25 protein-coding genes are annotated in these 25036 nt (G+C 26.6%); 18 read left to right on the top strand and 7 right to left on the bottom strand.

Annotation, left to right across the window (positions count from 1 at the left end):
• Positions 1–41: 41 nt before the first annotated feature.
• Both ATR_RS05785 and ATR_RS05780 read right to left on the bottom strand, forming a co-directional pair.
• Positions 42–620, bottom strand: coding sequence for a Tgt2/MlaC family protein (locus ATR_RS05785; RefSeq protein ID WP_115428531.1), 579 nt, complete (start codon positions 618–620; stop codon positions 42–44).
• 1 nt (position 621) lies between these two features.
• Positions 622–1356 (bottom strand): MlaA family lipoprotein, encoded by a 735-nt coding sequence (locus ATR_RS05780; RefSeq protein ID WP_115428530.1) that lies wholly within the window; start codon positions 1354–1356, stop codon positions 622–624.
• A gap of 149 nt (positions 1357–1505) precedes the next feature.
• Between ATR_RS05780 and ATR_RS05775 the strand changes: the two genes are divergently transcribed.
• The 7 genes from ATR_RS05775 (at position 1506) to ATR_RS05745 (ending at position 7399) form a co-directional block, all read left to right on the top strand.
• On the top strand, positions 1506–2216 hold the full coding sequence (locus tag ATR_RS05775; RefSeq protein ID WP_115428529.1) for a YebC/PmpR family DNA-binding transcriptional regulator: 711 nt from the start codon (positions 1506–1508) through the stop codon (positions 2214–2216).
• A gap of 35 nt (positions 2217–2251) precedes the next feature.
• Positions 2252–4501: an Eco57I restriction-modification methylase domain-containing protein gene (locus tag ATR_RS05770; RefSeq protein ID WP_128997262.1), complete on the top strand. Its 2250-nt coding sequence runs from the start codon at positions 2252–2254 to the stop codon at positions 4499–4501.
• A gap of 24 nt (positions 4502–4525) precedes the next feature.
• Entirely contained in the window at positions 4526–5098 is a 573-nt protein-coding gene (locus ATR_RS05765) for a TaqI-like C-terminal specificity domain-containing protein (RefSeq protein ID WP_115428527.1), read from the top strand.
• 94 nt (positions 5099–5192) lie between these two features.
• Positions 5193–6014 (top strand): AbiTii domain-containing protein, encoded by an 822-nt coding sequence (locus tag ATR_RS05760; protein ID WP_115428526.1) that lies wholly within the window; start codon positions 5193–5195, stop codon positions 6012–6014.
• A 21-nt stretch (positions 6015–6035) separates the two neighbouring features.
• On the top strand, positions 6036–6683 hold the full coding sequence (locus ATR_RS05755) for a hypothetical protein (RefSeq protein ID WP_115428525.1): 648 nt from the start codon (positions 6036–6038) through the stop codon (positions 6681–6683).
• A 195-nt stretch (positions 6684–6878) separates the two neighbouring features.
• Entirely contained in the window at positions 6879–7112 is a 234-nt protein-coding gene (locus ATR_RS05750) for an addiction module protein (RefSeq protein ID WP_066165006.1), read from the top strand.
• The gene (locus tag ATR_RS05745; RefSeq protein ID WP_115428524.1) at positions 7109–7399 is read left to right on the top strand and encodes a type II toxin-antitoxin system RelE/ParE family toxin; all 291 of its coding nucleotides are present in this window, start codon (positions 7109–7111) and stop codon (positions 7397–7399) included. The genes ATR_RS05750 and ATR_RS05745 overlap by 4 nt, the downstream gene beginning before the upstream one ends.
• Positions 7400–7567: 168 nt before the next feature.
• On the opposite strand, the gene ATR_RS05740 is transcribed toward ATR_RS05745, so the two are convergent.
• Positions 7568–8314 (bottom strand): polysaccharide deacetylase family protein, encoded by a 747-nt coding sequence (locus ATR_RS05740; protein ID WP_115428523.1) that lies wholly within the window; start codon positions 8312–8314, stop codon positions 7568–7570.
• A 72-nt stretch (positions 8315–8386) separates the two neighbouring features.
• Between ATR_RS05740 and ATR_RS05735 the strand changes: the two genes are divergently transcribed.
• From ATR_RS05735 to ATR_RS05700, 8 genes are all read left to right on the top strand, one after another.
• Positions 8387–9622: a BaiN/RdsA family NAD(P)/FAD-dependent oxidoreductase gene (locus ATR_RS05735; RefSeq protein WP_115428522.1), complete on the top strand. Its 1236-nt coding sequence runs from the start codon at positions 8387–8389 to the stop codon at positions 9620–9622.
• A 14-nt stretch (positions 9623–9636) separates the two neighbouring features.
• Positions 9637–10479 carry a YitT family protein gene (locus ATR_RS05730; protein ID WP_115428521.1) on the top strand — a complete coding sequence of 281 codons (843 nt, stop codon included), beginning with the start codon at positions 9637–9639 and terminating at the stop codon, positions 10477–10479.
• Positions 10480–10562: 83 nt separating this feature from the next.
• Positions 10563–10985, top strand: coding sequence for a TerB family tellurite resistance protein (locus ATR_RS05725; protein ID WP_115428520.1), 423 nt, complete (start codon positions 10563–10565; stop codon positions 10983–10985).
• A 14-nt stretch (positions 10986–10999) separates the two neighbouring features.
• Positions 11000–11197: a hypothetical protein gene (locus ATR_RS05720; RefSeq protein WP_115428519.1), complete on the top strand. Its 198-nt coding sequence runs from the start codon at positions 11000–11002 to the stop codon at positions 11195–11197.
• The gene (locus ATR_RS05715) at positions 11194–11403 is read left to right on the top strand and encodes a hypothetical protein (protein WP_115428518.1); all 210 of its coding nucleotides are present in this window, start codon (positions 11194–11196) and stop codon (positions 11401–11403) included. The genes ATR_RS05720 and ATR_RS05715 overlap by 4 nt, the downstream gene beginning before the upstream one ends.
• Positions 11378–11833: a hypothetical protein gene (locus ATR_RS05710; protein WP_115428517.1), complete on the top strand. Its 456-nt coding sequence runs from the start codon at positions 11378–11380 to the stop codon at positions 11831–11833. Before ATR_RS05715 ends, ATR_RS05710 begins: the two co-directional genes overlap by 26 nt.
• On the top strand, positions 11830–13677 hold the full coding sequence (locus ATR_RS05705; RefSeq protein WP_115428516.1) for a primosomal protein N': 1848 nt from the start codon (positions 11830–11832) through the stop codon (positions 13675–13677). The genes ATR_RS05710 and ATR_RS05705 overlap by 4 nt, the downstream gene beginning before the upstream one ends.
• Before the next feature lie 36 nt (positions 13678–13713).
• Positions 13714–14406, top strand: coding sequence for a tetrahydrodipicolinate N-succinyltransferase N-terminal domain-containing protein (locus ATR_RS05700; protein ID WP_115428515.1), 693 nt, complete (start codon positions 13714–13716; stop codon positions 14404–14406).
• Positions 14407–14423: 17 nt separating this feature from the next.
• On the opposite strand, the gene ATR_RS05695 is transcribed toward ATR_RS05700, so the two are convergent.
• The 3 genes from ATR_RS05695 to ATR_RS05685 form a co-directional block, all read right to left on the bottom strand.
• Positions 14424–16022 carry a YcaO-like family protein gene (locus ATR_RS05695; protein ID WP_115428514.1) on the bottom strand — a complete coding sequence of 533 codons (1599 nt, stop codon included), beginning with the start codon at positions 16020–16022 and terminating at the stop codon, positions 14424–14426.
• A gap of 110 nt (positions 16023–16132) precedes the next feature.
• Positions 16133–18112: a methyl-accepting chemotaxis protein gene (locus ATR_RS05690; RefSeq protein WP_115428513.1), complete on the bottom strand. Its 1980-nt coding sequence runs from the start codon at positions 18110–18112 to the stop codon at positions 16133–16135.
• The gene (locus tag ATR_RS05685; protein ID WP_115428512.1) at positions 18096–18305 is read right to left on the bottom strand and encodes a hypothetical protein; all 210 of its coding nucleotides are present in this window, start codon (positions 18303–18305) and stop codon (positions 18096–18098) included. The genes ATR_RS05690 and ATR_RS05685 overlap by 17 nt, the downstream gene beginning before the upstream one ends.
• Before the next feature lie 120 nt (positions 18306–18425).
• Here ATR_RS05685 and ATR_RS05680 point away from each other — a divergent pair, with 120 nt between their 5' ends.
• Positions 18426–19505: a GIY-YIG nuclease family protein gene (locus tag ATR_RS05680; RefSeq protein WP_115428511.1), complete on the top strand. Its 1080-nt coding sequence runs from the start codon at positions 18426–18428 to the stop codon at positions 19503–19505.
• A gap of 61 nt (positions 19506–19566) precedes the next feature.
• On the opposite strand, the gene ATR_RS05675 is transcribed toward ATR_RS05680, so the two are convergent.
• The gene (locus ATR_RS05675; protein WP_115428510.1) at positions 19567–21984 is read right to left on the bottom strand and encodes a methyl-accepting chemotaxis protein; all 2418 of its coding nucleotides are present in this window, start codon (positions 21982–21984) and stop codon (positions 19567–19569) included.
• Between the two features lie 118 nt (positions 21985–22102).
• Here ATR_RS05675 and uvrC point away from each other — a divergent pair, with 118 nt between their 5' ends.
• Both uvrC and ATR_RS05665 read left to right on the top strand, forming a co-directional pair.
• The gene (uvrC, locus tag ATR_RS05670; protein WP_115428509.1) at positions 22103–23944 is read left to right on the top strand and encodes an excinuclease ABC subunit UvrC; all 1842 of its coding nucleotides are present in this window, start codon (positions 22103–22105) and stop codon (positions 23942–23944) included.
• On the top strand, positions 23937–24968 hold the full coding sequence (locus tag ATR_RS05665) for an alanine racemase (protein ID WP_115428508.1): 1032 nt from the start codon (positions 23937–23939) through the stop codon (positions 24966–24968). Before uvrC ends, ATR_RS05665 begins: the two co-directional genes overlap by 8 nt.
• Positions 24969–25036: the final 68 nt, after the last annotated feature.

Here is a 25036-nt window from a genome sequence, read left to right as displayed (position 1 = left end):
TACTTAAAAATTAAAGTATCGTAGATCTTTTTATACATAAATTATTGGTTTTTAAATTGTGTAAACATCTCATTAAAAGATTTCTCTTTTAGAAGACCAGCAAACTGTTGTCTATATGTTTGTATAATACTAACACCTATTAAATCAATATCATAAATAAGCCACTCACCATTTTTTTCATAAAAATTATAGTTTATAGAATAGTTTCCCTCTTTACCAACAAGTTCAGTTTTTAGTTGTAATCTTGTATTGTTATAAGGCTCTAATCCTAATATCTTTACTTTTTGGTTATTGTAAAGCTCCAGTTTATCTGTATAAGATTTTTTCAACTTCTCTTCAAATACTTCACTAAACTCTTTTTGTTTTTCAATATCTAATGAATTCCAAGCTTCTGAGCCTAGAGCGATTCTAGCCATAAGCTTAAAATCAAAAGTATCATTTACAATATTTATAATCTCTTTTTTCTTATCTTCCATAGCGATGTTACTATCTTTTAATATCAATAAAACACTATCTATCTTTTTTGCCATCTCTTCTTTTATCTCATCTTTTTGAAGAGCATGACTGCTTGAAAATATCACTAATAAAAGTAATAAAAGTTTTAATAAACTATTTTTCATACTATTCCTCTATCTCTTTTTCTCTTTTTTGGTTGTAAGCATCTCTTAAATATGGGTATAAATCAATTGCATCTTTTTTAACAATTTCATACATATCTGGATGAAAAGAGTAATCGTTTACTATATATAAAGTATCCATTCCTATTGCTTGTAGGTCATTTTGAGGTATTTTATATGGTAATACATTATGTGCTAATTGACTTGTTGGAGCTAAAATTAAATCTCCTGTTATTCCTACTATATCTCTTAAGTTAGATGGTCCTAAAAATGGTAAAACTACATGGAAACCTTCACCAACTCCCCAGTAGCCTAAAGTTTGTCCAAAATCTTCTTTATATCTTTCCATACCCAAAGTATTTGTGGCTTGATCCATAAAACCACCAAAACCCCAAATAGTATTTACTAGAAATCTTCCCATCTCTTTTCCAGCTCTTTCAAATTTTAGTTGTAGAAGGTTGTTTACAAATCTTACAGGGAAAAATAGGTTTATAAAGAAGTTGTTTATTCCAGTTCGTGCAACTTCTGGCACAACATATGCATAACCTTTAGCAGTTGGGCTTAAAACATATGTAATAAAACCATCATTAAAAGATGTCATAACTCTATTATAACCGCTAAGTGGATCAAAAACTACACTATTTGTTGGTTTAAATTCGCTTTCAATATCTTCTGGGAAGTTCCCTTCATTTGCGAAGCTAAATGCCGAAAATAGCATTATAAAAATAATATTTTTCATTTGATACCTTTTAATTAAAACCGTTATTATATATTAACTTTATACAAAATATCTTTAATCTAAAATTTAATATATAGTAGTTTTAACTCAATATTAGTTCTACTTGCTATAATATCGACCGAAATTTATTAAAAAAATTGGAGTTTTTTATGGGAAGAGCCTTTGAATATAGAAAAGCAGCAAAGATGAAAAGATGGGGAAATATGAGTAGAGTATTTCCAAAATTAGCACGTGCTATTGAAGTTGCAGCAAAAAGTGGAGTGCCTGATCCTGAAATGAACTCAGCTTTAAGAACTGCAATTTTAAATGCAAAAGCTGAAAATATGCCAAAAACAAATATAGATGCTGCAATAAAAAGAGCCACAGGAAAAGATGCAGCAAATTTTAGTGAAGTAAATTTTGAAGGAAAAGGACCTCATGGGGTTTTAATATTTGTTGAAACAGCAACAGACAACAACACAAGAACAGTTGCAAATATCAAAATGTATTTTAATAAAACAGGTGGACAAGTAGTACCTACAGGTTCTTTAGAGTTTTTCTTTGATAGAAAAGCAATTTTTGAGTTTCCAAAACCAGCTAACTTTGATTTAGAAGAGCTTGAAATGGAACTAATAGATGCTGGTTTAGAAGAGCTTGAAGAGGAAGATGGAATATGTTTAGCATATGCAGACTATACAGATTTTGGAAATATGAATAATAAGTTTGAAGAGTTAAAAATAGAACTTACAAAAGCAGAGTTAAAAAGAATTCCAAATAATCCTCAAGAGTTTAGTGAAGCACAACAAGAAGATATTGGAAAGCTTATAGAGAAATTAGAAGATGATGACGATGTACAAGCGGTTTATACAAATATAGCTTAAATATTAACTTTTTTACTAGGGGATGTAAATTGAGTATGTTTCAAAAAAGTGTTTTGAAAACTTTCAAAGATGATGAAAAATTAGTAGCTCTTAGATGGGCAGCTTTTCAAAACTATAAAGCAAAAGTGGAAGCTATAAAAGATTTCAAAGAGGAAGAGTATCAAGATGGTTTTCTAAAAGATATTTTTGAAAACTGTTTGGGATATACTCTAAAAGTTACAAACCCAAGCTCTTTTAACCTTGAAAGAGAGAAGAAAAATGAAACGGATAGTAAAAAAGCAGATGCTGTTATATATAAAAACGGTAAAATTGTAGGAGTAGTAGAGCTAAAAGCTCAAGATACAAAAAACCTAGACCGTGTTCAGCAACAAGCATTTTACTATCTATCTCAACACCAAACAGCTAAATATGTAATAATCTCAAATTTTGATGAAATAAGGTTTTATATTGAAAAATCTACATCTTATGAGAGTTTTTCTCTTTTTAATCTAACTTATGAAGAGTTCTCAAAACTCCATCTAATATTATCTTATGAAAATATCAAAGATGAGATAGCTTTAAAAATCAAAGATAAATCAAATCTTTTTGAACAAAATATCTCAAAAAAACTATATAAAGATTTTTCAAATTTTAGAACACTTCTTTTTGATAATCTTGTAAAAAACAATAAAACTCTTGATAAACAGACACTTCTTCGTTTGACACAAAAACTTTGTGACCGAATTATCTTTATACTATTTGCAGAAGATAGAGCTTTGCTTCGTACAAATACAATAAAAGAGATAAGAGAGGAGTTTATAAATCAAAAGTTTACAAACTATACTTTGTATGATATTTATAAATTTTACTTTGAAGCGATAAACAAAGGAAACGATAAACTACAAATTCCTCAATACAACGGTGGACTTTTTGCTGTTGATGAGCTTCTTGATAGTTTGATTATAGATGATTTTATTTTAGATGAAAATGTACAGATACTTTCAAACTACGATTTTGCAAGTGAAATATCTGTAAATATTTTGGGACATATTTTTGAGCAAAGCTTAACAGACCTTGAAGAGCTTCAAGCAAATATAGATAATGTAAACTTTGATAAAACAAAATCAAAAAGAAAAAAAGATGGTGTATTTTATACACCTGAATATATCACAAGATATATAGTTGAAAATACTTTGGGTAAAATGTGTAGTGAGAAAAGAGAAGAACTTCTTATAGGAAATGGGATTTTAATCCCATCTAACCCAAAAAAACTAACAAAACAAGAACAACAAACAAAAGATAACCTGCAAGAGTATAAAAAGTGGCTTCTAAATCTAAAAATCCTAGACCCAGCTTGTGGAAGCGGAGCATTTCTAAATCAAGCTTTGGAATACTTAATATCTGAACACAAAAATCTACAAAATGATTTGGCTTTGATGGGAGATTTGTTTGCTTCATATATGGTAGAAGAGGAGATTTTGGAAAACAATCTTTATGGAGTGGATATAAATGAAGATGCCGTGGAGATAGCAAAGCTAAGTTTGTGGCTACGAACTGCAAAAAGAGGGCGACCACTTACGAAACTAGCAGACAAAATAGTTTGTGCAAACTCACTTTTAGAAATGCCATTTAGTGAAAATAGTTTTGATGTAGTTATTGGAAATCCTCCTTATGGTGCAAAAACTTCAAAAGATGAACAAGCAAAATTTAGAAAAATTTATAAAACAGCATTATTTAAAATGGATACTTACTCTTTATTTATTGAAAGAGCTTTCCATTATTTAAAAGAAAATGGTTATTTCTCTTATATCGTTCCTTATACTTGGATGACTATTGGACAACATTTTGAATTAAGAAAATTTCTTTTAGAAAGAAATCTTTATGAAATTGTTGATTTACCAACAAAAATTTTTGATGATGCAGATTTGGATACTACAATATTATTTGTACAAAATTTGAATAAAGTTGAAAAAGTAATAAATATATCAAAAATAAATGAAGAACAATTTAAAATTGTTAATAAAATTAGTATTGATGATATATTAAACAACAAAGAATTAATAATAAATTTAACATTATCAAATCAAGATAATAAAATTCTACTAAAAATTGATAAGTCTTCTATAAAACTAGATAGCATATTTGAAGTTTCTCAAGGATATATACCTTATAGAAGAAGTGATTTAATAAAAAATTATGGTGAAGAAGAAGGAAATAAAATAGTAGATAAAAGGCTTTGGCATTCTGATTATAAAAAAACTCCAGAATTTAAACAAGAAATACAAGGTAAAGATATAAATAGATAAGAATTTACAGAAAGTTTCCAATATATAAAATATGGAAAATGGTTAGCAGGTTATGTTTTAGAAAAATTTTTTACATCCCCAAGAATTTTAGTTATGGAAATTACAAGAGGAAATTTTTATAAAATAAAATCTGCATATATTGAAAAAGAACTTTATAATACTCCATCTATAATAAATATTATTCATCCAAATAATGATAAAAACTATTTGAAATTTATTTTATCTTGTATTAATTCAAAACTTTATAGTTGGTATCACTTAAAAAGACATTCAAAAGCAAATGCTGAAACTTCTATACCAAAGATTTTGGTAAAAGATATTAGAAATTTACCAATTCCAAAAATAGATGAAGAATCACAAAAACCATTTATAAAACTTGTAGATGAGATTTTGAAAGCTAAACAAAAAATTAAAGATTATAAAGTTTTACTAGATGAAGCTATTAAAACAAATAGTTTTGATAGAGAAATCACACTAAAAAAAGAGCTTGAAAATTTAGAAAACATCTGTTCAACAAATGAAAAAACAATCGACCAAATGGTTTATAAACTCTATGATTTAATTCCTGATGAGATTAAAATTGTAGAAAATATTTAAAAAATATTGCAATTTGTAATATTTGTTTTGAAATTGATGAATTTATGATAGTATCTTACTAGAATTTTAAATAACTTAATTGTTAAAGGGAAATATGTCAATTATTCTTAAATTACAAAAAAAATGTTTAGATAAAAATGAAAGTTTACAAGATTTACTCAGAGAGGCATTAGTTATTAGCACAAAATTAAAATTGGATGATTTTAAGGAGTGGATTAATTCTGAATTAAAAGGTTATAAAGCGGACAATATTCCTAGTTATAGGGTAGTTAATGTAAATTTAAAATTTTTAAATCCTTATCATGGTTGGATAGATGCTGTTATAGACGATAAATTTGAAGAAATATTAAGAAAAACAAATATTATACAACCTATAAGCGAAATAGAAAAAATAATTAGTGATTATCAACCAAATAAAATCATACAAGTAGATTTAAAGGGAACTAATATACGCAGACTTCAGAAATTATATAATACAGATTTTAAACCTGCTCAATTTATTAATTATATTCAAATAGCTGGAATAATAGATATGGTTAAAACTTTATTATTAGAATGGACTTTAAGGTTAGAAGAAGATGGAATTATTGGAAATGATGATTTAATATTTACAGCAAAGGAAAAAGAAATGGCAAAAAATATAAATATTCAAAATTTTAGTGGTACTTTAGGTAATATTTTAAATAATGGCAATTTGTCAATAGAAAATAATTCTACAAATATATATAATGAAAATATTAACAAATTAATAGATGAAATAAAAAAATTAAATCTAAAAGATGAAAAACAAGTCATTTCAGATTTGGAAGCTTCAAAAACAGATAAAAGTAAGCTAAATACTATTTTAGGTAATTTATTGAGTAGATTTTCAGAAGTAGCAACGATTACTTCATTAGTAAAAGAACTTTTAATATAGTTAAAAATATATGGATAATTAGTGAAAAAAGAAGAAATGACTTTAAAAGAAAAAACAAGAAAAGAATTTGATAAATTTTTTGCTCAACTTTATTTAGGCAATTCAACAATAATAATTACAGTTTGTTGGATGATTACCTCTTTTCATTTAACAATGTTATATAAGTTTGAAAATTGTGTAAACTATTGTGATGATAAAGATACATTTTATTATATTACTTATATATCAATAATAATTATATTTAGCACATTTGTACCAATTATTATTTATTTTTATAAGAATAAAAATAAAATTGGTATAGAAAAAGATCCATTAATAGAAGAAAGAGGTATGTCTTTTAGTTTCTCAAATCCTAATCCAAGAGTAGTAATTTTACCTATGTATTTGTTGTGGATTTTTTCATTATCTAAGTTAATTGTTATTTTTTATAATAAAGATTTTATAGAAGATTTTATTATTAAAATTACTATATTATTAATAATTTTTATATGTTCTTTTATAGCTTGGTTTAAATTTAAAAAAACATCAAGTAATACTTGGAGTCTTTGGACAACTGTTTTTGCTGTAAGTTATGTTTTTATAAATATATTTTGGGAATATTTTTTACCATATTTGCAGTCATATTTATTAGCTATAAATTGTATTTTTAAAACAATAATTACAATTTGAAAATAAAATCTTTGGCAAATAAAAAACAAATTATCAATAAAATATAAAAAAAGAGAATCAAAATGAATTATATTGAAAAATTTTTAGCAAACGACACAAAAGGATTTTAAGCTAGAAAAGAGCTATTTTAAAAAGCTTAAAATATAAAAATCAAATATGATATAATCATTAACTTAAATTAAAAAAGGATTTAAAATGTTGGCATTAAATCAAAAACAACTATTAGATGAAGTAGAACTTTTACCAATAGATATAAAAACAAAAATTGTTGATAAGATATTATCTAGCTTAAATCCAACAGATAAAACAATAACTGATTTATGGATAAAAGAGGCAAAAGAACGAAAAAATCAAATTGAATTAAATCAAACAGAGCTTATAAATGGAGATGAAGTTTTTAGAAAAATTGCTAAAAAGTTTGATAAATGAAATACTCTTTTCATTTTGAAGCAGAAATAGAGTTAAATAGCTATATAGATTATTATGAAGAATTTAAAATCGGCTTAGGTTTAGAGTTTGCAAATGAAGTTTATAAAACTATACAAAGAATAATAAACTTCCCAAATGCTTGGCAAATTTTAACTGATGATTTAAGAAGAAGCTTGACAAATAGATTCCCCTTTGGTGTGATTTATTATATGAAAAATGATGAAATAATTATCTTGGCTATTATGCATCTTAGAAAAAAACCAGATTATTTTTTGAAAAGAAAGTGATAAAAAATTGTTAGTATTTTTGTAAGTAAACCTTAACTACAAAAATCTTTAAAATATAAAAATTAAATTTAGTAGTTTACAATGATACAGAGTTGGAGCTTAAAGTTTCGGTTGATAGTGAAACAATTAGGCTAGAAGTGTGAAAATAAAATATTATATAATTAAACTCTAGTAGTTTTCAATATTTTCAAAACTCCAACCACCATTTTTAAGTAACTGAATTAGAGTTCTTAAGTTCTCTTTCCCATCAAAATTGTTGCTAAACATAAAATCGTGCATTAGAAGAACTACCTTATTTTCTTTACTTGAGAGCTTTTTTTGATAGATTTTTTCCATATCGTTATATATCTCTTGGGGAGTTAGTATTGGTTTTCCATCTTTTTCAGAAGCCCACTCTATATCCCAACCATAAATATAGTATCCCTCTTTATAAATATCATCATAACCTACAATCTCTTTCTCTCTTTGCACTTCATCTATCATATTGTCATTTTTTGTGATTGTTGGAAGTCTAAAAACATTTCTCCCTGCAAGTCGTACTGGTAAATAAAGAGAAGATGTATTTGAAACATTATCAAGACCCACTATTTCATTTGCTTTTTTTATATCCTCTACAACCAAAGTAGGGTTGCTATAAAACTTTCTATATTTATTATTTGCATGAGAATATGTATGGTTTGCTATTAAGATATTTGGATAACTTATAGCATCTTTATAGATATTTTGAAAAACTTCAATTTGACAACCAACAAAAAACATAGTAACAGGGATATCCTCTTCTCTTACTACTTCTATAATATTTTTTGTAGATATTATTGGACCATCATCAAAGGTTAAAAGTGCTATTTTATTATCTGTATTTCCAAATGTGTATAGTGATAAAATTGTAAAAATAGATAAAACTCTATCAAGCATAAATACAAAATCCCCTAAATGCTTAAATTTAATAGAGTATAATACAAAAAACTCAATAAAAGAAGAGAAAAATTGAATAAGATATATGATTTGATAGTAGTTGGTGCAGGACCCGCTGGAATAATGGCAAGTATAAGTGCTGCAAAGAGTTCAAAAAAAGTGCTTTTAATAGAAAAAATGCCACAAATTGCTTTGAAGTTAAAAGCAACAGGTGGAGGAAAATGTAATCTTACAAATACACTTAGTGCTGATGTTTTTTGTGAAAAATTTGGTAAAAGTGGAAGATTTATAAAAGATGCTTTAGATAGTTTTACAAGAGATGATTTAGTAAGTTTTTTTGCTTCAATTGGAGTTCCTACAGTTGCAAGAGATGGATTTAGAATATTTCCAATAAATCATAGCTCAACTATAATTTTGGAAGCTTTACAAAATGAGCTTGAAAGATTGTGTGTAGAGGTAAAAACAGATATAAATATTGAAAAAATAGAGAAAAAAGATGATATTTTTGAAGTTTTTGAAAAAGATAGAGTTTTTAAGAGTAAAAATTTAGTTTTGGCAACTGGTGGTTTAGGATACTCAACTTTGGGTGCAACTGGAGATGGATATATTTTTTCTAAATTTTTTGGACATAAAATAACACAAACTTCTCCTGCTATGATGCCACTTTTTACAAAAGAGAAAAACTTTGCTTCTTGCAAAGCAGATACAATAGCAAAGGCAATATTAAAAGTAAATATTCCAAAATATAAAAACTTAAAGATGGAAGGTGATTTGATTTTTACTCAAAAAGGATTAAGAGGTCCAGTTATTTTAGATTTTGCAAGAGAAATCACTCCAATTTTAGAAAAATATAGCGAAGTTCCACTTCTAATAAGTTTTTTAAAAGGTAAAAATGAAGAGGAAATTTTCCAACACTTAAAAAATGAGATATCCAAAAACCCTACAAATAATATTTTGCAAAACCTTGAAACTTTACTTGCAAGTAGTGTCTCTAAAGAGATATTAAATATTTGTGAAGTTGATGAGAATTTGAGATTTAAACAAATTGATGGAATTAAAAGAGAGAAACTAATTAAAACTTTAACTTGGACACCTTTTACAGTTATTGGTCACGATGGCTTTAAACATGCGATGATAACAAGAGGTGGAGTATCTCTTAAAGAGATAGAACAAAAAACTATGCAAAGTCGTATTGTAAAGGGTTTATATTTTTGTGGAGAAGTTGTAGATATTGATGGACCATGTGGTGGATACAATCTTCAATGGTCATTTTCAAGTGGCTTTTTAGCTGGAAAATTATTAGATTAGAATATAGGATAAATATGAAAAAAATTAATTTAGAACACTATATATTTATAGTATTAGGTTCATTATCAATGGCATTTGGTACGGTATGTTTTTTATCTCCAAATCAGATTATTACAGGTGGTGGAGTGGGAATTTCTTTGCTTTTACATGCACTTTTCCCACAAGTTACTTTGGGTATTTTTATGGCAATGGTTAGTGTTCCATTTTTAATATTATCTTATATATATTTTGGGAAACACTACTTATTTAAAACATTTATTGTAGTTGTTCTTTTATCAACTTTTACAGATATTTTAAAAGAAGTTTTAAAAGTAAGTGCCTTGACAAACGATATTTTACTAGCTGCAATTTTTGGTGGGATTTTTATAGGCTTAGGTGTAGGATTAGTTATAAAAGGAAGATCTTCTACAGGAAGTACATCAGTTGTTGGAGAAATAGTTGCAAAAAAGACAAAATATAAAGCAGCAGAGGTTTTGTTGGTAATAGATGCAGCTATTATGTTTGCTTCTGTTTTTGTTTATAATGATATAGAAAAATCACTATATAGTATGATTAGTGTTTATATAGGAATTAGAGTGCTAGATATTATTCTTACAGGACGACCATCTAAAAAAATAGTAAATATAATATCAACTAATGTTGAAGTCTTAAAAGAGCAAATAAGAGAGAGAATAGAAGAGCACGGTACAATTTTAACAGGAGTTGGGCTACATCAAGGGCAAAATAAAACTGTTATATATGTTGCAGTTGATGCTGGAAAGATAGATTTATTAAAAAATTTAATAACTAAATATGACCCAGATGCTTTTATGATAATCACAGAAGCTTCAGAGTTTTTGGGTAGAGGTTTAAAATAGTTTAAATATTAATTTAGTTGTAACTTAAAAGAAATATACTATAATATACAACTAATTACAAAATATAAATAGGAATATAAAATATGTTATTGATGAAACTAGAAGCGCGAGAAAAATTTGCTTTTTTACAACTAGCACACTATTTAGCAAGAGTTGATAGTAATTTTGGAAATGAAGAAGAAGAGTTTATTTTAGAATATTGTGATGAAATGGGAATTGAAAATATAGATAATTTTGATATAGAAAATTTTAATTTAGAAGCAACTTTGAATAACTTCAAAAGCCAAAGAAGTAAAAAAATTGTTCTTTTAGAGCTTATGATTTTAGTTCATATTGATAATATTTTTAATATAAAAGAGCAGATTTTAGTAGAAAAAATCTCTCAAATTTTTGGAATAGGGAGTAAAGATTTAGATGATTTTTCATCTTGGGGAAAGAGTGTTGCAAAACTTTACGAAATTGCAAAAGTTTATATGAACGATAATTACGAAGAGTTGATATCTTAATTGTGGGTAAAAGTATGCAAATTATTAAGCTTTTAAATGAGAGAATTGATAATTTATTAGAAGAACATGCAAAAATCAAATTAGAGAAAATAGCACTTGAACAAAAAATAAGTGAACTAATAGATGAAAATGATAAACTTGAAAGAAACAATCAAGATATGATTTTAAAAATCGATAGTACATTAACTTTGGTAAAGGCAAATACAAAATGATTAAAGATTTAACATTTCATATAAATAACAAAGCTTATACAATTTCTGTTGATGAAGAGCTTGAAAAAGAGCTTTGTAAGTATTTAGATCTTGACAAAAACAATGAAACAAAATCACTTCTTTTGGCATATTTGAAGCTAAATCAAGAGTATAGGACTTTTAGAAAAGAGGTTGAGGATATTGCAAATAAAATCGCTGGGTTTTAGAAAAAAAGCATTTTCTACCCTTGAAATAGTGATTTTTATAGTAGTTCTTGCTACTATTTTGTCTTTTTTTATTCCAAAATTTAATTCTTTTTTGGAAAATAGTAATTTAACTAAATTAAAATCAGATATAGCTCTTATAAAAAATGGAATACAAAAAGATAGAGCAAAAAGAGTATTGGCTCAAAACTTCGAATACATAAAAAGCTTAGATAGTGCACAAATAGATGTTGAAAATGAGAAACTATTTGAATATATTTTTGATTTTCCATCTATATCAACTTCAACAAATATCTCTAAAAATGGATATTGGGCAAAAATATCAAATAATAGATATGTCTTTTTTACAGGAAAAATAAAATATGAGTTTGCACTAGAAAATGGTGAGTTTTTATGCTTGAATAGTAAAGATTTATGTGAGGATTTGTTGTGAATTATTACGAAGTTGCTATTTTAAAATCCCCTTTACAAAACTTAACTTATCAAAGTGAAGAGATTATTGAAAATGGCTCTTTGGTTGAAGTTCTTTTAGCAAATAGAAAGAGTTATAATTTAGCAGTTGTTTTAAAAAAAGTTGATAAACCAGATTTTAAGTGTAGTACAATTTTATCTATAAAAGATGAATTTTATAGTAGCTTTATGCTAGAAATTGCTGATTTTGTAAGTAAATATTATATTTGTTCTATGGGATTTGCTTTGAGTCTATTTCAAGCTTTTGATAAAAATATCTCTTATAAAAATTTAGAGATTGAGTATAACAAAGAGATAAACTTATCATCTTTTCAAGAAGAGGCAAAAAGTTTTTTAGATAGTAAAAAACAAGCTTTACTTTTTGCAAAAACTGGTGCTGGAAAGACTGAAATATATATAAAAACAGTAAAAGAGATTTTAAAACAAGGCAAACAAGCAGTTTTTTTAATGCCAGAAATATCTCTTACTCCTCAAATGGAAAAAAGACTAAAGGAAGTTTTTTCTACAAATGTTGCAATTTGGCACTCAAAAGTAACAGCAAAGAGAAAAAAAGAGATTTTAGAAAAGCTTCAAAATGGAGAGATAAAATTAATAGCAGGAGCTAGGTCAGCTCTTTTCTTGCCATATAGAGATTTGGGTTTGATTATTGTAGATGAAGAGCATGATAGCTCATATAAAAGTGATACAACTCCACGATACAATGCAAAAGATTTAGCAATCTTTATAGCAAAAAAGTTTGACTTAAGACTTATTTTGGGAAGTGCAACACCATCTTTAAATAGTTTTTATAAAATTCCATATTTTGAACTTGACAAGACCTTTTATGAGACTAAAAAGAGCTATATCTTTGAAAATAGTAGTCAAAATATTTCAGAAAAAACTATACAGCTGATACAAAAAAGTATTGAAAATAAAAATCAGACAATAGTATTTTTACCTACAAGAGCAAATTTTAAGCATCAAATATGTTTTGATTGTGGAAAAAGTGTTGAGTGTCCATTTTGTAGTGTCTCTATGAGTTTACATAAAAATGATTTGGCCTTAAAATGTCACTATTGCGGATTTGCACAAAAAATTCCAGATTTTTGTCCCTCTTGTAAAACTGGAATAGTAAGAAATCATAGAGTTGGAACTGCACAAATAGAGGAGATTTTAAAAGAGAAGTTTCCATCTAGTGTTATAAAAAGATTTGATAAAGATAGTGTAAAGAGTGAAAAATCTCTTAAAAATATACTTGAAGAGTTTAATGAAAATAAAATAGATGTTTTAGTTGGTACTCAAATGCTTTCAAAAGGGCATGACTATCACAATGTAAAACTTGCAGTTGTTTTGGGAATGGATAGTTTACTAAATATGAACTCATATAAAGCAAGAGAAAATGCTTTGAGTTTACTTTTACAAATTGCTGGAAGAAGTGGAAGAAACGGTTTTGGAGAGGTTGTAATTGAGACAAAAAATGAAGAGTTTTTTAAATATTATCTTGAAGATGGTAGTTATAAAGAGTTTTTAAATAGTGAGTTAGAGTTTAGAAAAGAGTTATATCCACCTTTTGTAAAACTTGCACGTGTTGTTTTGTCTTCAACAAATGGCTTAAAAGTAAAAGATGAGTTAAGTTTAGTTGTAAAAGAGCTAAAAAATAGTAAAGATATAGAGATTGTAGGCTTTGGTGAGTGTGCAATTTTTAAAATTGCAAATAAATATAGATATGAAATTCTTATTCGTTCAAAAGAGGTAAAGCCTCTTTTAAAAGCTTTGCATCACTTAAAATCAACTAATATTTCAATAGATATGGATACAATTTATTAAAAATTGAGTAAAATCAAAATTAAAAAGGAAGAGAAAATGATAAATACAAAAGATGATTTTAAAGCTCTTGTAGAGAGTATTATTAAAGAGAGTTGGTATAAACAACCTTTAGGATTTGGAATTGCAAGAGTTAGTAGAGGAGTTTTAAATCCTAACTTGGTTTTAGAAGCTACATATCCAGTTGTAAATTGGAATGAGAATGATAAAAGTGCAGCAATATTTTTAGCAGCTTTAAAACAAAGTGGTGAGAATGTTGATTGTACAAAAAGTGAAGCTGTATTTAAGCTAAAAGATGGATTTTTGGGATATTGTGTAGAAGCTTTTAAACCATTTTATGAGGAAAAAGAGCTTCATAAGAATCTTCAAGTAATTTCTACTTTGGCAACACTACCACTAGATAGTGGTTTAAGTGGTGATGATTTTAGAGTTGTATTTATCTTTAAAGATGAAAAACCACAAAGTGTTGAAGCTACATATTTGAAATTGTATGCAAAATATAGTAAAAAAGTTGATGAAACAAATCTTGATGGGATAGAGGATTTACTTACAAATTGTGCTTGGATAGATGCTGTTCCTGTAGAGCTTGATTGGTTAAGACAAAATGAGATTTTATTAAAAGTTGGAGCAAAATATCCAAAGGTTGATTATGTAGGAAAATATTCGAGATTTTTAAGACATATTATTCCAGCAAATGATGAAACTTCTTGTAAAGCAAGTTTACTAAAATAGATAGCAAGATTATTTTGCTATCTGTTTTTTTTGTCAAACATATCTAAAATATTTAGGTATTCATCTGCAAACTTTAAGTTTATCAAAGAGCTTTTCTCTTCAATAATATCTATAGCTCTTTTGATATTTTTCTCTTCAAAAATATCAAAAAGAGGCTCTTTAAACTCTTCAAGGCTCAAATTATCTTGATAAACTCTTAAAACTTGTGCCAAGATATATTTAAATTTTTTATTTGATAATTCAAGGTGAAAAATAGCCTCTTCATACTCTTTTAATTTAATCAAGAGATCAGCTTTGAACTCACCTAAAGAGAAATCTTCTTTAAAAATAACACCAATAAATGCTCCCATATTTATAGAGTCATCAAAGCTATTTAACTCTTCTAAAATCTCTTCGTACTCATAGTTTTCTTTATTTAAGATAAAATCTCGGATTAGTTTTCCTTGATTCTTGTTGTTATAAATCATATCTTCAAGTGGATAAATTTCTGAAAAATTTGGAACTATCATATGACAAGAGTAAAAGCCTAAATAGTCATATTCTCTAAGATAAATTGTTTTATCCTCTTTTTCTAAAATCTCTTTTAAAATGATAAGTTGATTGCTACTTTTTTCTAAATTAAACTTCCAAGGAGTATAAGTAAATGATTTTTTAGAGCTTAAAAATTGTAAGCCAACTTTTGCATTTGAATCAACAAAATGAGACTCCAAATTTGAACTTGAAGAGATCTCCTCCATATCAAAAGTTGGTTTTTCAAAGCTATTACGTTCATCTATCTCTCTTCCTTGTAAAAGCTCTGTTAATGTTCTTTCGATTGAAACTTCTAAAATAGGATGACTTCCAAAAGATAAAAAAAGAGTATTATTTTTTGGATTTATAAAAGATATTGCAGTAACTGGATAAACTCCACCTAAAGATGCATCATAAATATTTAGTTTGAAACCATGTTCCTCTAAAGTTTTTATATCTTCATTTATCTTAGTAAAAGAGTTTAAAACCTCTTTTGGAAATAGTGGAAGGGCTAAACCCTCTTTTATTACTTTTAGTTTTACATATCGTTCAAAAATCTCACATAAGGCTTGAACTTGTGCTTCTTCTTTTGTATTTCCTGTTGATAAACCATTACTTGCATAGAGATTTGATAGTATATTTATAGGGAAAAAAATCTCTTTTTTATTAGTTTGATTTATAAATGGAATTGAGACAATTTTAGAAAAATGGTCTGAATTAAAATCTAAAAAATCATCTTTTTCAATACCTTTTAAAGTATAATATTTTTTTATCTCTTTATCTAAAAAGTCACTATTTTTTTCAAACTCTTTTTGGTCGTAAAAAAATTTTCTATCTTGTAGATAAAAATCATTAAAATATAGGTTTGTCTGCAATCTCTCTATAAATTCACCATAAGCACTAGCTAAAGATGCGTCAGAGATTGAACCTTTTCCATTTGAAAAGATGTAGTTATTTGCACCTTCAAAACTTAAATTTACTGAAAAACTATTTTTTACAGGATTTTTCTCTTTTGATAGTTTTATTTTAAAATTTAAATCATCTATTATTTTCCTCATCTTTAAAATAGAGAGTTCTAGTGGAGCATCTTTTGATATTAATTTCATATTTTTTCTTTTTTGATTTGTTAATCTTGTTGAATTTGGAAAAGTAGTCTATCTAAAAAAGTATCAAAGCTTAGTAAAACTATATACTAAGCTTTGAAATAGAGGATTTTTTAAAAATTTTCCCACTCATCACTATTAGAGTTATCTTTAATCTCTTTTACTTTAGAAGTGTTTGTATTTTGATTTGCTTTTACTGTCTTTTTAGCTGTAGAGTTTATTATATGCTCTTTTACCTCTTTCTTTAATCCTATCTCTTTAGCTTTTACCTCACTCTTACCTACAAACTCTTTTTGATTAGCATCTTCTACTATTAGTTTTGCTATCTCATCTGTACTTAGAGCAATATCATGTGATTGACTAGCTATCATAGCATTTTGTTGAGTTTGTTGGTCTAATTGATTTACTGCATCATTTATCTGTTCAATCCCTAATAGTTGCTCTTTTGAAGCATTCTCTATATCAGAGATTAAATTCATTGTTGAAGAGATATTTGTATTTAAGTTTTTATATCCATCTATCATATTTGTAGCAATAGTTTTTCCTTCATTAGCTTTTACTGTTGCTCTTTCTACTATCTCTTTTATCTCTTTTGCAGCTTCTGCACTTCTTGTTGCTAGATTTCTTACCTCTTGTGCAACAACTGCAAACCCTTTTCCTGCTTCCCCTGCTGTTGCTGCTTCTACTGCTGCATTTAGTGAAAGAATATTTGTTTGAAATGCTATATTATCAATTACTCCTATTGCCTCATTTACAAGATTTACTTGTGTATTTATCTCATCCATTGCAGTTGTTGTCTGATTTGCCATAGCTTGACCTTCATTTACTGCTTTTGTAACACCATTTGAAAGATGTGACATCTTTGCAATACTCTCTGTATTATTTCTTATATTTGAAGTTATCTCTTCTAATGCTGCTGCTGTCTCTTCTAGTGATGCTGCTGCTTCATTTGAACTTAAGTTTAATTTATCAACATTTGATAGAAGAATTTTTGAACTATCTTCTAGTGTTAAACCATTTGCCTTATTTTCACAAAGCATTGAAGTAATAGAATCTCCTAAAGAATTTATTCCATTAGCCAAACCTAAAAGTTGCTCTTTTAAACCTTTTGTTGAAACTCTACCTACATAGTTATATGAAGAGTATTTCTCAAGAACATCTAAAATATTTTCAATATTTTTCTCTAAAACATCCCCCATACCATTTATCACTGTTGAAAGTTGCATTAAAGCTGGATTTTCTACTTTTGTATCTAATCTTTTACATAAATCACCTTGCTCAAACTCTCCTAAAACCTCTATAGTTTCACTAATTAATTTTCTATCCTCTTCTATACCTTTTTTAGTCTTTATAATATTCTCATTTACAACTTTTGACATCTGTCCAAACTCATCTTTTGAACTATCATCTAAAAGCTCACTATCTTTTTCCTCTCTATTTAAGTATGCAAAAAAACCTAAAAGTCCATCTTTAAATCTATTTATTGAGTTTACTATGGAATTTGATATTAATATTGATATTATGATGAATATTATTATAGTTACAACTGCTAGAAGAATTAAGTCGGTATCTAAGGTAATGTATGCTTCATCCCGTAATTCTATAGCTCCTTTATTTATCTCAAATATTTTTTCTTCTAATTCTAAACCTATATTTACCATTTTAGAAATTCTATTTTTTATCTCATCAGATTCTATCGTTATTCCATTTTCAAGATTATAAATTTTATCTTTTGAAAGTGAGTTAAACTCTAAGATATACTCGTTCAAAAAGTTTAAAATTTCATCACTTAAATTTTTGTTCTTTTCCTCAAATAAAATAATCTTCAAATTATGATTATCTTTTTTTAGCTCTTCAAAATGATTTAATACATTTTGTTTACTATCTTCAGAAGAATTTCTTAAAAATTGGTAAACAGAAATTCTTCCTTTTAAGTTTTGTTGAACAAGTTCCTCAGTTATAATTGCAATATTGTTTCTTTCATTAGCAATATTACTAAAATATTTGTATACAATCCCTGACCCAAATACTATTAAAACAAATAAAATTGGGAATAAAAATAGTTTTATTCTTGTACTAAAATTCTTTAACATCCATTTGCTCCTTATGTAAATTATATTTTTGAACTAGTATTCTTACTTCATGTACTTTATTAATAATATCTTTTAAAAAGATTCTTTTAGAAATATCATTAAAGTCATGTTTATGTGACAAATATTCATTTTCAACATACTCTAGTAATTCCATGGTTAGAGTATAAATTTCTGAGTTTTTTTTGTCTAACATTTTCTTCTCCTTAAAATAGATTTTCATCTTATCTTATCTTATCTTTCAATTATAAAACCAAAGTTTTTTTATTAAATTTGATTAAATTTTTTAATTTAATATTTGGGTAGAATTGTTTTTATGAAGAATATTTCGTTTTATTTAATTATGAATAAACTATATGCTATGAGTTTAAATAAATATATTAAATATATAAAAGAACAAGTATTAAATACTGAATGGTTCAAGAAGGCTTGTAAAGAAAAAAAAGTTATTGTAAAGTATTTTTCAAAAGATTTTTTTGGAACAATATTATCAAATAGTTATTTTAAGTATGAAGATACAAAATATTGTTTTTATAAACTTTTGTTGATTAAATTTGATTATCAAGAGAAATTAGAAAATGATAACCATTTAAAACTTATGAACATTAATATAGTAAATGAAACTAGGTTTAATATAATAAAACTTTTAATATTTTTACAAAAAGATTTTTTAAATACAAACCATTTTTTTAATATGAAAATTATTGATAGAGAAGAGTTTATAATTAGATATATAAAAGTTTATGATAAATATATTGATAGTTCAGTTTTATCAAAAGTACTAACTCATACCTATTTTTTATTTAATAGATGCATTCATAAATTAGATTATTTAATGCCTAGAAAAAGGTTTATTTATTCAATATACATAAAAGATATTATTAATAGTAATATGAATAGTTTAAGAAGTGATGAACAAATATCAATCTTATTATACGAAAAATACAATATAAAACTATCAAGAAGGGTTATATGTGATATTAGAAATAAGTATTTAATTTCAAAGGTTAATAAAAAAGATGATATAGATTCGAGTTTATTAATTACAAATTTCTTTTCAAATAAAAGAGAGTTAAATAAAAAAAACATATCTTATTTACCAAATAATATAAAAGGAGTTTATGAATTGTCTTCTAGTAAAATTGAAATATATCCATTTTTGACAAATAAAGTTATTTATATAGGCTCATCAAAAGATATAAAAAAAAGATTAAGAACATATATTACAAAATATGCACATATATCAGAGATTAAAAATTTAATTAATAATGGAGATAGACTTTATTTTAGATTTGTTAAAATTCTGGAATATAGAGATTTTGAAAGGAAAATTATTAATCATTTTATATACTTACATGGTGAATTACCAAAATTAAATACCCAAAGAGTCTTTTAATTTCTAACATTTAGATTATTTATTTTATGGCACTCATAGTTTTTGCTATAAGTGCTTAAATTTAAAAATTTTCCCACTCATCACTATTAGAGTTATCTTTAATCTCTTTTACTTTAGAAGTGTTTGTATTTTGATTTGCTTTTACTGTCTTTTTAGCTGTAGAGTTTATTATATGCTCTTTTACCTCTTTCTTTAATCCTATCTCTTTAGCTTTTACCTCACTCTTACCTACAAACTCTTTTTGATTAGCATCTTCTACTATTAGTTTTGCTATCTCATCTGTACTTAGAGCAATATCATGTGATTGACTAGCTATCATAGCATTTTGTTGAGTTTGTTGGTCTAATTGATTTACTGCATCATTTATCTGTTCAATCCCTAATAGTTGCTCTTTTGAAGCATTCTCTATATCAGATATTAAATTCATTGTTGAAGAGATATTTGTATTTAAGTTTTTATATCCATCTATCATATTTGTAGCAATAGTTTTTCCTTCATTAGCTTTTACTGTTGCTCTTTCTACTATCTCTTTTATCTCTTTTGCAGCTTCTGCACTTCTTGTTGCTAGATTTCTTACCTCTTGTGCAACAACTGCAAACCCTTTCCCTGCTTCCCCTGCTGTTGCTGCTTCTACTGCTGCATTTAGTGAAAGAATATTTGTTTGAAATGCTATATTATCAATTACTCCTATTGCCTCATTTACAAGATTTACTTGTGTATTTATCTCATCCATTGCAGTTGTTGTCTGATTTGCCATAGCTTGTCCTTCATTTACTGCTTTTGTAACACCATTTGAAAGATGTGACATCTTTGCAATGCTCTCTGTATTATTTCTTATATTTGAAGTTATCTCTTCTAATGCTGCTGCTGTCTCTTCTAGTGATGCTGCTGCTTCATTTGAACTTAAGTTTAATTTATTTACATTTGATAATAGAAGATGTGAACTCTCTTCTAGTGTTAAACCATTTGATTTGTTCTCAGCTAACATTTGATTTATAATTGTTGATAGTTGATTTATACCACTTGCAACTTTTCCATTGTCATTTTCTATCTTCTTTGTAAAGTTTAGTTTTGCAAAGTTATCAAGAACATCAACAACTCTATTTATATCAGAACAAACATTTCTTTTTGTAACTTCAAGCATCTCATTGAAGCTACTTTTTAACTCTTCTAGCTCTTCATTTATAGTTGATTTTTCTATTTTTGAATCTAAATTCCCAGATTTTACCTCATTTACAACTCTTTTTACATCTTCTATTAAAGCATTGTCTTGAGTTATTAAATCTTGTGTTTTTACAATGTTTTGGTTTATTACTTTTGTCATAGTTCCAAACTCATCTGTACTATTAAGATTTATTAGCTCAACTTTTGTGCTCTCTTTATTTGAAAAAGCAAAAAAACTTAGAAGACCATTACTTATAAGAGTTAAATTTCTACTTAGTGTTTTCATACTGTACATTACTATTGCTATGATTAATCCTGTTACTATTAAAGCAAAAATTAAAGAGAAGTTTCGTACTGCATTTATCTCTTTCATAAACTCTTCAACAGGAACAGAACAAGCCATCATCCAATATTGTTTTGTATCTCCAAACTCATAAGGGTAAGAGTATGTATATGATTCTCTCCCATCTCTTAAAGCTTTAGATATATAGTCATAATCTTTACCTTTTACTCCATCTTCAACAATTCTCAGAATAATAGGATTTGTTGTTAAATCTGAAAAAGGTTTACCAATACTTTCAGTTTTAGGATGAGATACAACTATCCCATTTGTTTCATATAAAGATAGATACCCTGTTTCAAATAAAACTAATTCAGAGATTTTTTTATTTAAAGTTTCCAAAGAGAAATCAACACCAACAACACCAATAATTTTCTCATTTACAAAAATTGGAGCTGAAATAGATACCATTAAAACTTTTTTTCCATTTGCCATCTCATAAGTGTATGGCTCTGTTATAGCAACTTTTCCAGTTTCTATAGCATGTTTTAAATATATATCATTTTTATTAAATTCAGGAAGATACTCTACATCATATTTTCCATTACCAATTGATGTAACTAAAGGCTGAAAAATCCCTTTTGGTGTGTAGTATGGATTTTTGTCACTACCATCATATCTATCAAATAAATAAGAATCATCAGAAAAGCCAATCCAAGCTGAAAATAAAAAATCGTTATTTTTCAATATATTTTTTTCAAATTCGACCATACCAGCTTTTGTAAGTTTTTCATCTGTTTTTATACCTGTTTCAATTCTATTAACCATAGAAAAAACTACATCTATTGTACTATCTAAAATAGTTTTTTGTTCATTTGCATAAGATTTAACAGTAACCTTTATATACTCTTTTGCTTGATTTTCTGCATTTTCATATTGTTTCTTTGTTGTAAAAAAAATCATAGTTCCAAGTGATAGTACAACACTTGCTACTAAGAGCAATAATAATTTTGTACCAAAATTCAAATTTTTCATCTTCTAATATCCCCTATTTAAGTTAGATTCATTGTTTTGGGCGGTATTATATAATTCATTACTAGCAACAAAATAGCTTATAAAGTCAATAAAAAGAGTTTTTAGATACTATTGCAAAATGAATTTAGAAGATAAAATAAAAGAGTTACCAAAGGATGCTGGAGTTTATCAATATTTTGATAATAATGGGCATCTTTTATATATTGGAAAAGCAAAGATTCTAAGAAACAGAGTAAAATCTTATTTTAAATTCACTCCAAAACTTCTACCTGCTGATAAACTAAGTCCAAGAATATATAAAATGATTAGTGAAACTACTTTTTTGGAGTGGATTATTGTTCCAAATGAAAATGAGGCACTAATTCTTGAAAACTCTTTAATAAAGCAACTTAAACCAAAATACAATGTACTTTTAAGAGATGATAAGACCTATCCATATATTTTTGTAGATTTAAATGAAGATTTCCCGAGACTTGAAATTACAAGAAAGATAGAAAAAGGAAAAAATATAAAGTATTTTGGACCATACTCAAGTGGAGCAAAAGATATGCTAGATAGCATATATGAGATAGTTCCATTGGTTCAAAAAAAGTCTTGCATAAAAGGTAAAAGTGCTTGTCTTTTTTATCAAATAGAAAAATGTAAAGCTCCATGTGAGGGTAAAATAAGTAAAGAAGAGTATAAAAAACTTTTAGATGAAGCCTTAACTTATATTTATAATAAATCAAAACTTATAGCTAGACTAAAAGAGAAGATGAAAGAGTATTCAGATAATTTTCGTTTTGAAGAGGCTTTGAATTTAAGAGATAGGATAAAAACTATAGAAAAATCACAAATTAAGTCAGCTATTGATTTGGCAACAAATGAAGATTTAGATATTTTTGCTATAAAAAGTATTGAAAAAAGAGCTGTTCTTGTACGTATGTTTATAAGAGATGGAAAACTTGCCTCTTCAAACTATGATTTCATAAAAATAAATGATATTTTAGAATTTGATATTGAAGAAGCTTACAAAAGAGCTATAATAAACTACTATTCAAACGAAATTTTGATAACTCCAAAAGAGATTATTATTGCAGATGATATATTAGAGTTAGATGATGTTGAAGAGTTTTTATATAGTAAATTTAATAAAAAGATTAGAATAACAAATCCAAAGATAGATAAAAAAGCGACTATTGTAAAAATTGCTTTAAGTAATTGTGATGAACTTCTAAGAGTTGAAGCTTCAAAAATAGAGACTACAATTTATGAAGAGATAAAAGAGTTGTTTTCTCTTCAAACAACTCCTAACTTAATAGAGAGTTTTGATAATTCCCATTTAATGGGACAAGCAACAGTTGGAGCAATGGTTGTTTGGAGTGAAGAGTTAAACTCTTTTGATAAAAAAGCTTTTAGGCACTATAATCTTGAAAGTTTAGATGAATATTCTCAAATGCGAGAGATGTTAATTAGAAGAGTTGATAGCTTTTTGAAAAATCCAGCTCCTGATTTGTGGATTATAGATGGTGGAGAGACTTTGCTAAAACTAGCTTTTGATATTGTACAAAGTATTGGGGTAAATTTGGATATTATTGCAATTTCAAAACAAAAAGTAGATGCCAAAGCATATAGAGCCAAAGGAAATGCAAAAGATATAGTTCATTTTAGAGAAGATGGAAAATATAAGAGTATAAACCTTTTACCTAGTGATAAAAGATTACAATTTATTCAAAGACAAAGAGATGAAGCTCATAGATTTGCTATTAGTTTTCATAAAAAACAGAAGATAAAAGAGGATAAAAAGGTTTCACTACTGCAAATAGGTGGAATAGGAGAGGCAAAAATTAAAAAACTCTTACTATATTTTGGGGAGTTTGAAAAGATTAAAAGTGCAAGTTTAGAAGAGTTAAAAGCTGTTTTAAATGAAGCTGATTCAAAGAAAATAGTTGATTATTTTAAAAAGGAAGAGTATGTCTAGAATATTATTAAATAAAGATAATCTTTTTTATAATTTAGAACTTATAAGTAAAAAAGCAACAAGTAAAGATAAAGTTGCTGTAGTTTTAAAGGATAATGCATATGGTCATGGGATAATTGAAGTTGCAAAATTATCAAAAGAGTTTGGTATTAAAAAAGCAGTTGTAAAAAGTGTAGAAGATGCAAAAAAAATAAAGGATTATTTTCCTTATATTTTAATCCTAGCTCCAAATGATTTCAACAACTATTCACATACTTTTCACATAGCATTAAACACTCTTGAAAATATAGAAAAGATTCCACAAAATAGTAATGTACATATCAAAATAGATACAGGTATGCATCGTAATGGAATAGCAATAGATGATATAGAAGAGGCTATTTTAGGGCTTTCTAAGCGAAAAGTCAATATTACTGGGGTTTTCACACACCATAAAGGTGCAGATGAATTATCAACAAGTTTTTTCTTCCAAAAAGAACTTTTTTCCAAAGCAAAATATAAGGTAAAAGAGGTATGTGAAAAACTTTTTTTACCAATCCCAGCTTTTCACTCTTGTAACTCAAGTGCACTTTTTAGAGAAAAGAATTTTGAAGAACTAAATGAAGATTTTGCAAGAGTAGGAATTGCTACTTATGGATATTTAGAAGATGATTTACCATTTGATTTTCCAAAACTAAAACCTGTAATGAGCCTTTGGGCTTCAAAAATGGCAACTAGAGAGTTAAAAAAAGCTCAAAGTGTAGGTTATGGTGGGAAATTTACTGCTAATGAAAATATGATAGTTTCAACTTATGATATAGGTTATGGAGATGGTTTTTTAAGACTTAATGAAAATCACAACTACACAACACCAAAAGGATTTCGAGTTTTAGGTCGTGTTTCTATGGATAATTTATCCATAAATAGTGACGAAAAAGAAGTTTGTCTTTTTGATGATGTAAGAGAACTAGCAAAAATTCATAATACAATCACATATGAGATAACTTGTAGCCTAAAAGAGAGTATAAAAAGAGAGATAGTTTAAAAAACATATTTTATTCTAAAATAATAGTTATTTTTTTCATATTATGGTAAAATTTTATTTACCATAAT

The organism is Aliarcobacter trophiarum LMG 25534 (assembly GCF_003355515.1).
Classification (GTDB): Bacteria; Campylobacterota; Campylobacteria; order Campylobacterales; family Arcobacteraceae; genus Aliarcobacter; species Aliarcobacter trophiarum.
The sequence above is the reverse complement of the archived record's forward strand: the minus strand, read 5'-3'. Positions and strand labels throughout refer to the sequence as shown.

Bases quoted from the DNA above. Each gene is read 5' to 3' on its own strand.
- ATR_RS05695 (WP_115428514.1), bottom strand. From the start codon at position 16,022: ATGAAATTAATATCAAAAGATGCTCCACTAGAACTCTCTATTTTAAAG.
- ATR_RS05770 (WP_128997262.1), top strand. From the start codon at position 2,252: ATGTTTCAAAAAAGTGTTTTGAAAACTTTCAAAGATGATGAAAAATTA.
- ATR_RS05685 (WP_115428512.1), bottom strand. From the start codon at position 18,305: ATGTTAGACAAAAAAAACTCAGAAATTTATACTCTAACCATGGAATTA.
- ATR_RS05725 (WP_115428520.1), top strand. From the start codon at position 10,563: ATGTTATTGATGAAACTAGAAGCGCGAGAAAAATTTGCTTTTTTACAA.
- ATR_RS05700 (WP_115428515.1), top strand. From the start codon at position 13,714: ATGATAAATACAAAAGATGATTTTAAAGCTCTTGTAGAGAGTATTATT.
- ATR_RS05745 (WP_115428524.1), top strand. From the start codon at position 7,109: ATGAAATACTCTTTTCATTTTGAAGCAGAAATAGAGTTAAATAGCTAT.
- ATR_RS05665 (WP_115428508.1), top strand. From the start codon at position 23,937: ATGTCTAGAATATTATTAAATAAAGATAATCTTTTTTATAATTTAGAA.
- ATR_RS05680 (WP_115428511.1), top strand. From the start codon at position 18,426: ATGAAGAATATTTCGTTTTATTTAATTATGAATAAACTATATGCTATG.
- ATR_RS05740 (WP_115428523.1), bottom strand. From the start codon at position 8,314: ATGCTTGATAGAGTTTTATCTATTTTTACAATTTTATCACTATACACA.
- ATR_RS05690 (WP_115428513.1), bottom strand. From the start codon at position 18,112: ATGTTAAAGAATTTTAGTACAAGAATAAAACTATTTTTATTCCCAATT.
- uvrC (WP_115428509.1), top strand. From the start codon at position 22,103: ATGAATTTAGAAGATAAAATAAAAGAGTTACCAAAGGATGCTGGAGTT.
- ATR_RS05730 (WP_115428521.1), top strand. From the start codon at position 9,637: ATGAAAAAAATTAATTTAGAACACTATATATTTATAGTATTAGGTTCA.
- ATR_RS05760 (WP_115428526.1), top strand. From the start codon at position 5,193: ATGTCAATTATTCTTAAATTACAAAAAAAATGTTTAGATAAAAATGAA.
- ATR_RS05785 (WP_115428531.1), bottom strand. From the start codon at position 620: ATGAAAAATAGTTTATTAAAACTTTTATTACTTTTATTAGTGATATTT.
- ATR_RS05750 (WP_066165006.1), top strand. From the start codon at position 6,879: ATGTTGGCATTAAATCAAAAACAACTATTAGATGAAGTAGAACTTTTA.
- ATR_RS05775 (WP_115428529.1), top strand. From the start codon at position 1,506: ATGGGAAGAGCCTTTGAATATAGAAAAGCAGCAAAGATGAAAAGATGG.
- ATR_RS05720 (WP_115428519.1), top strand. From the start codon at position 11,000: ATGCAAATTATTAAGCTTTTAAATGAGAGAATTGATAATTTATTAGAA.
- ATR_RS05675 (WP_115428510.1), bottom strand. From the start codon at position 21,984: ATGAAAAATTTGAATTTTGGTACAAAATTATTATTGCTCTTAGTAGCA.
- ATR_RS05780 (WP_115428530.1), bottom strand. From the start codon at position 1,356: ATGAAAAATATTATTTTTATAATGCTATTTTCGGCATTTAGCTTCGCA.
- ATR_RS05715 (WP_115428518.1), top strand. From the start codon at position 11,194: ATGATTAAAGATTTAACATTTCATATAAATAACAAAGCTTATACAATT.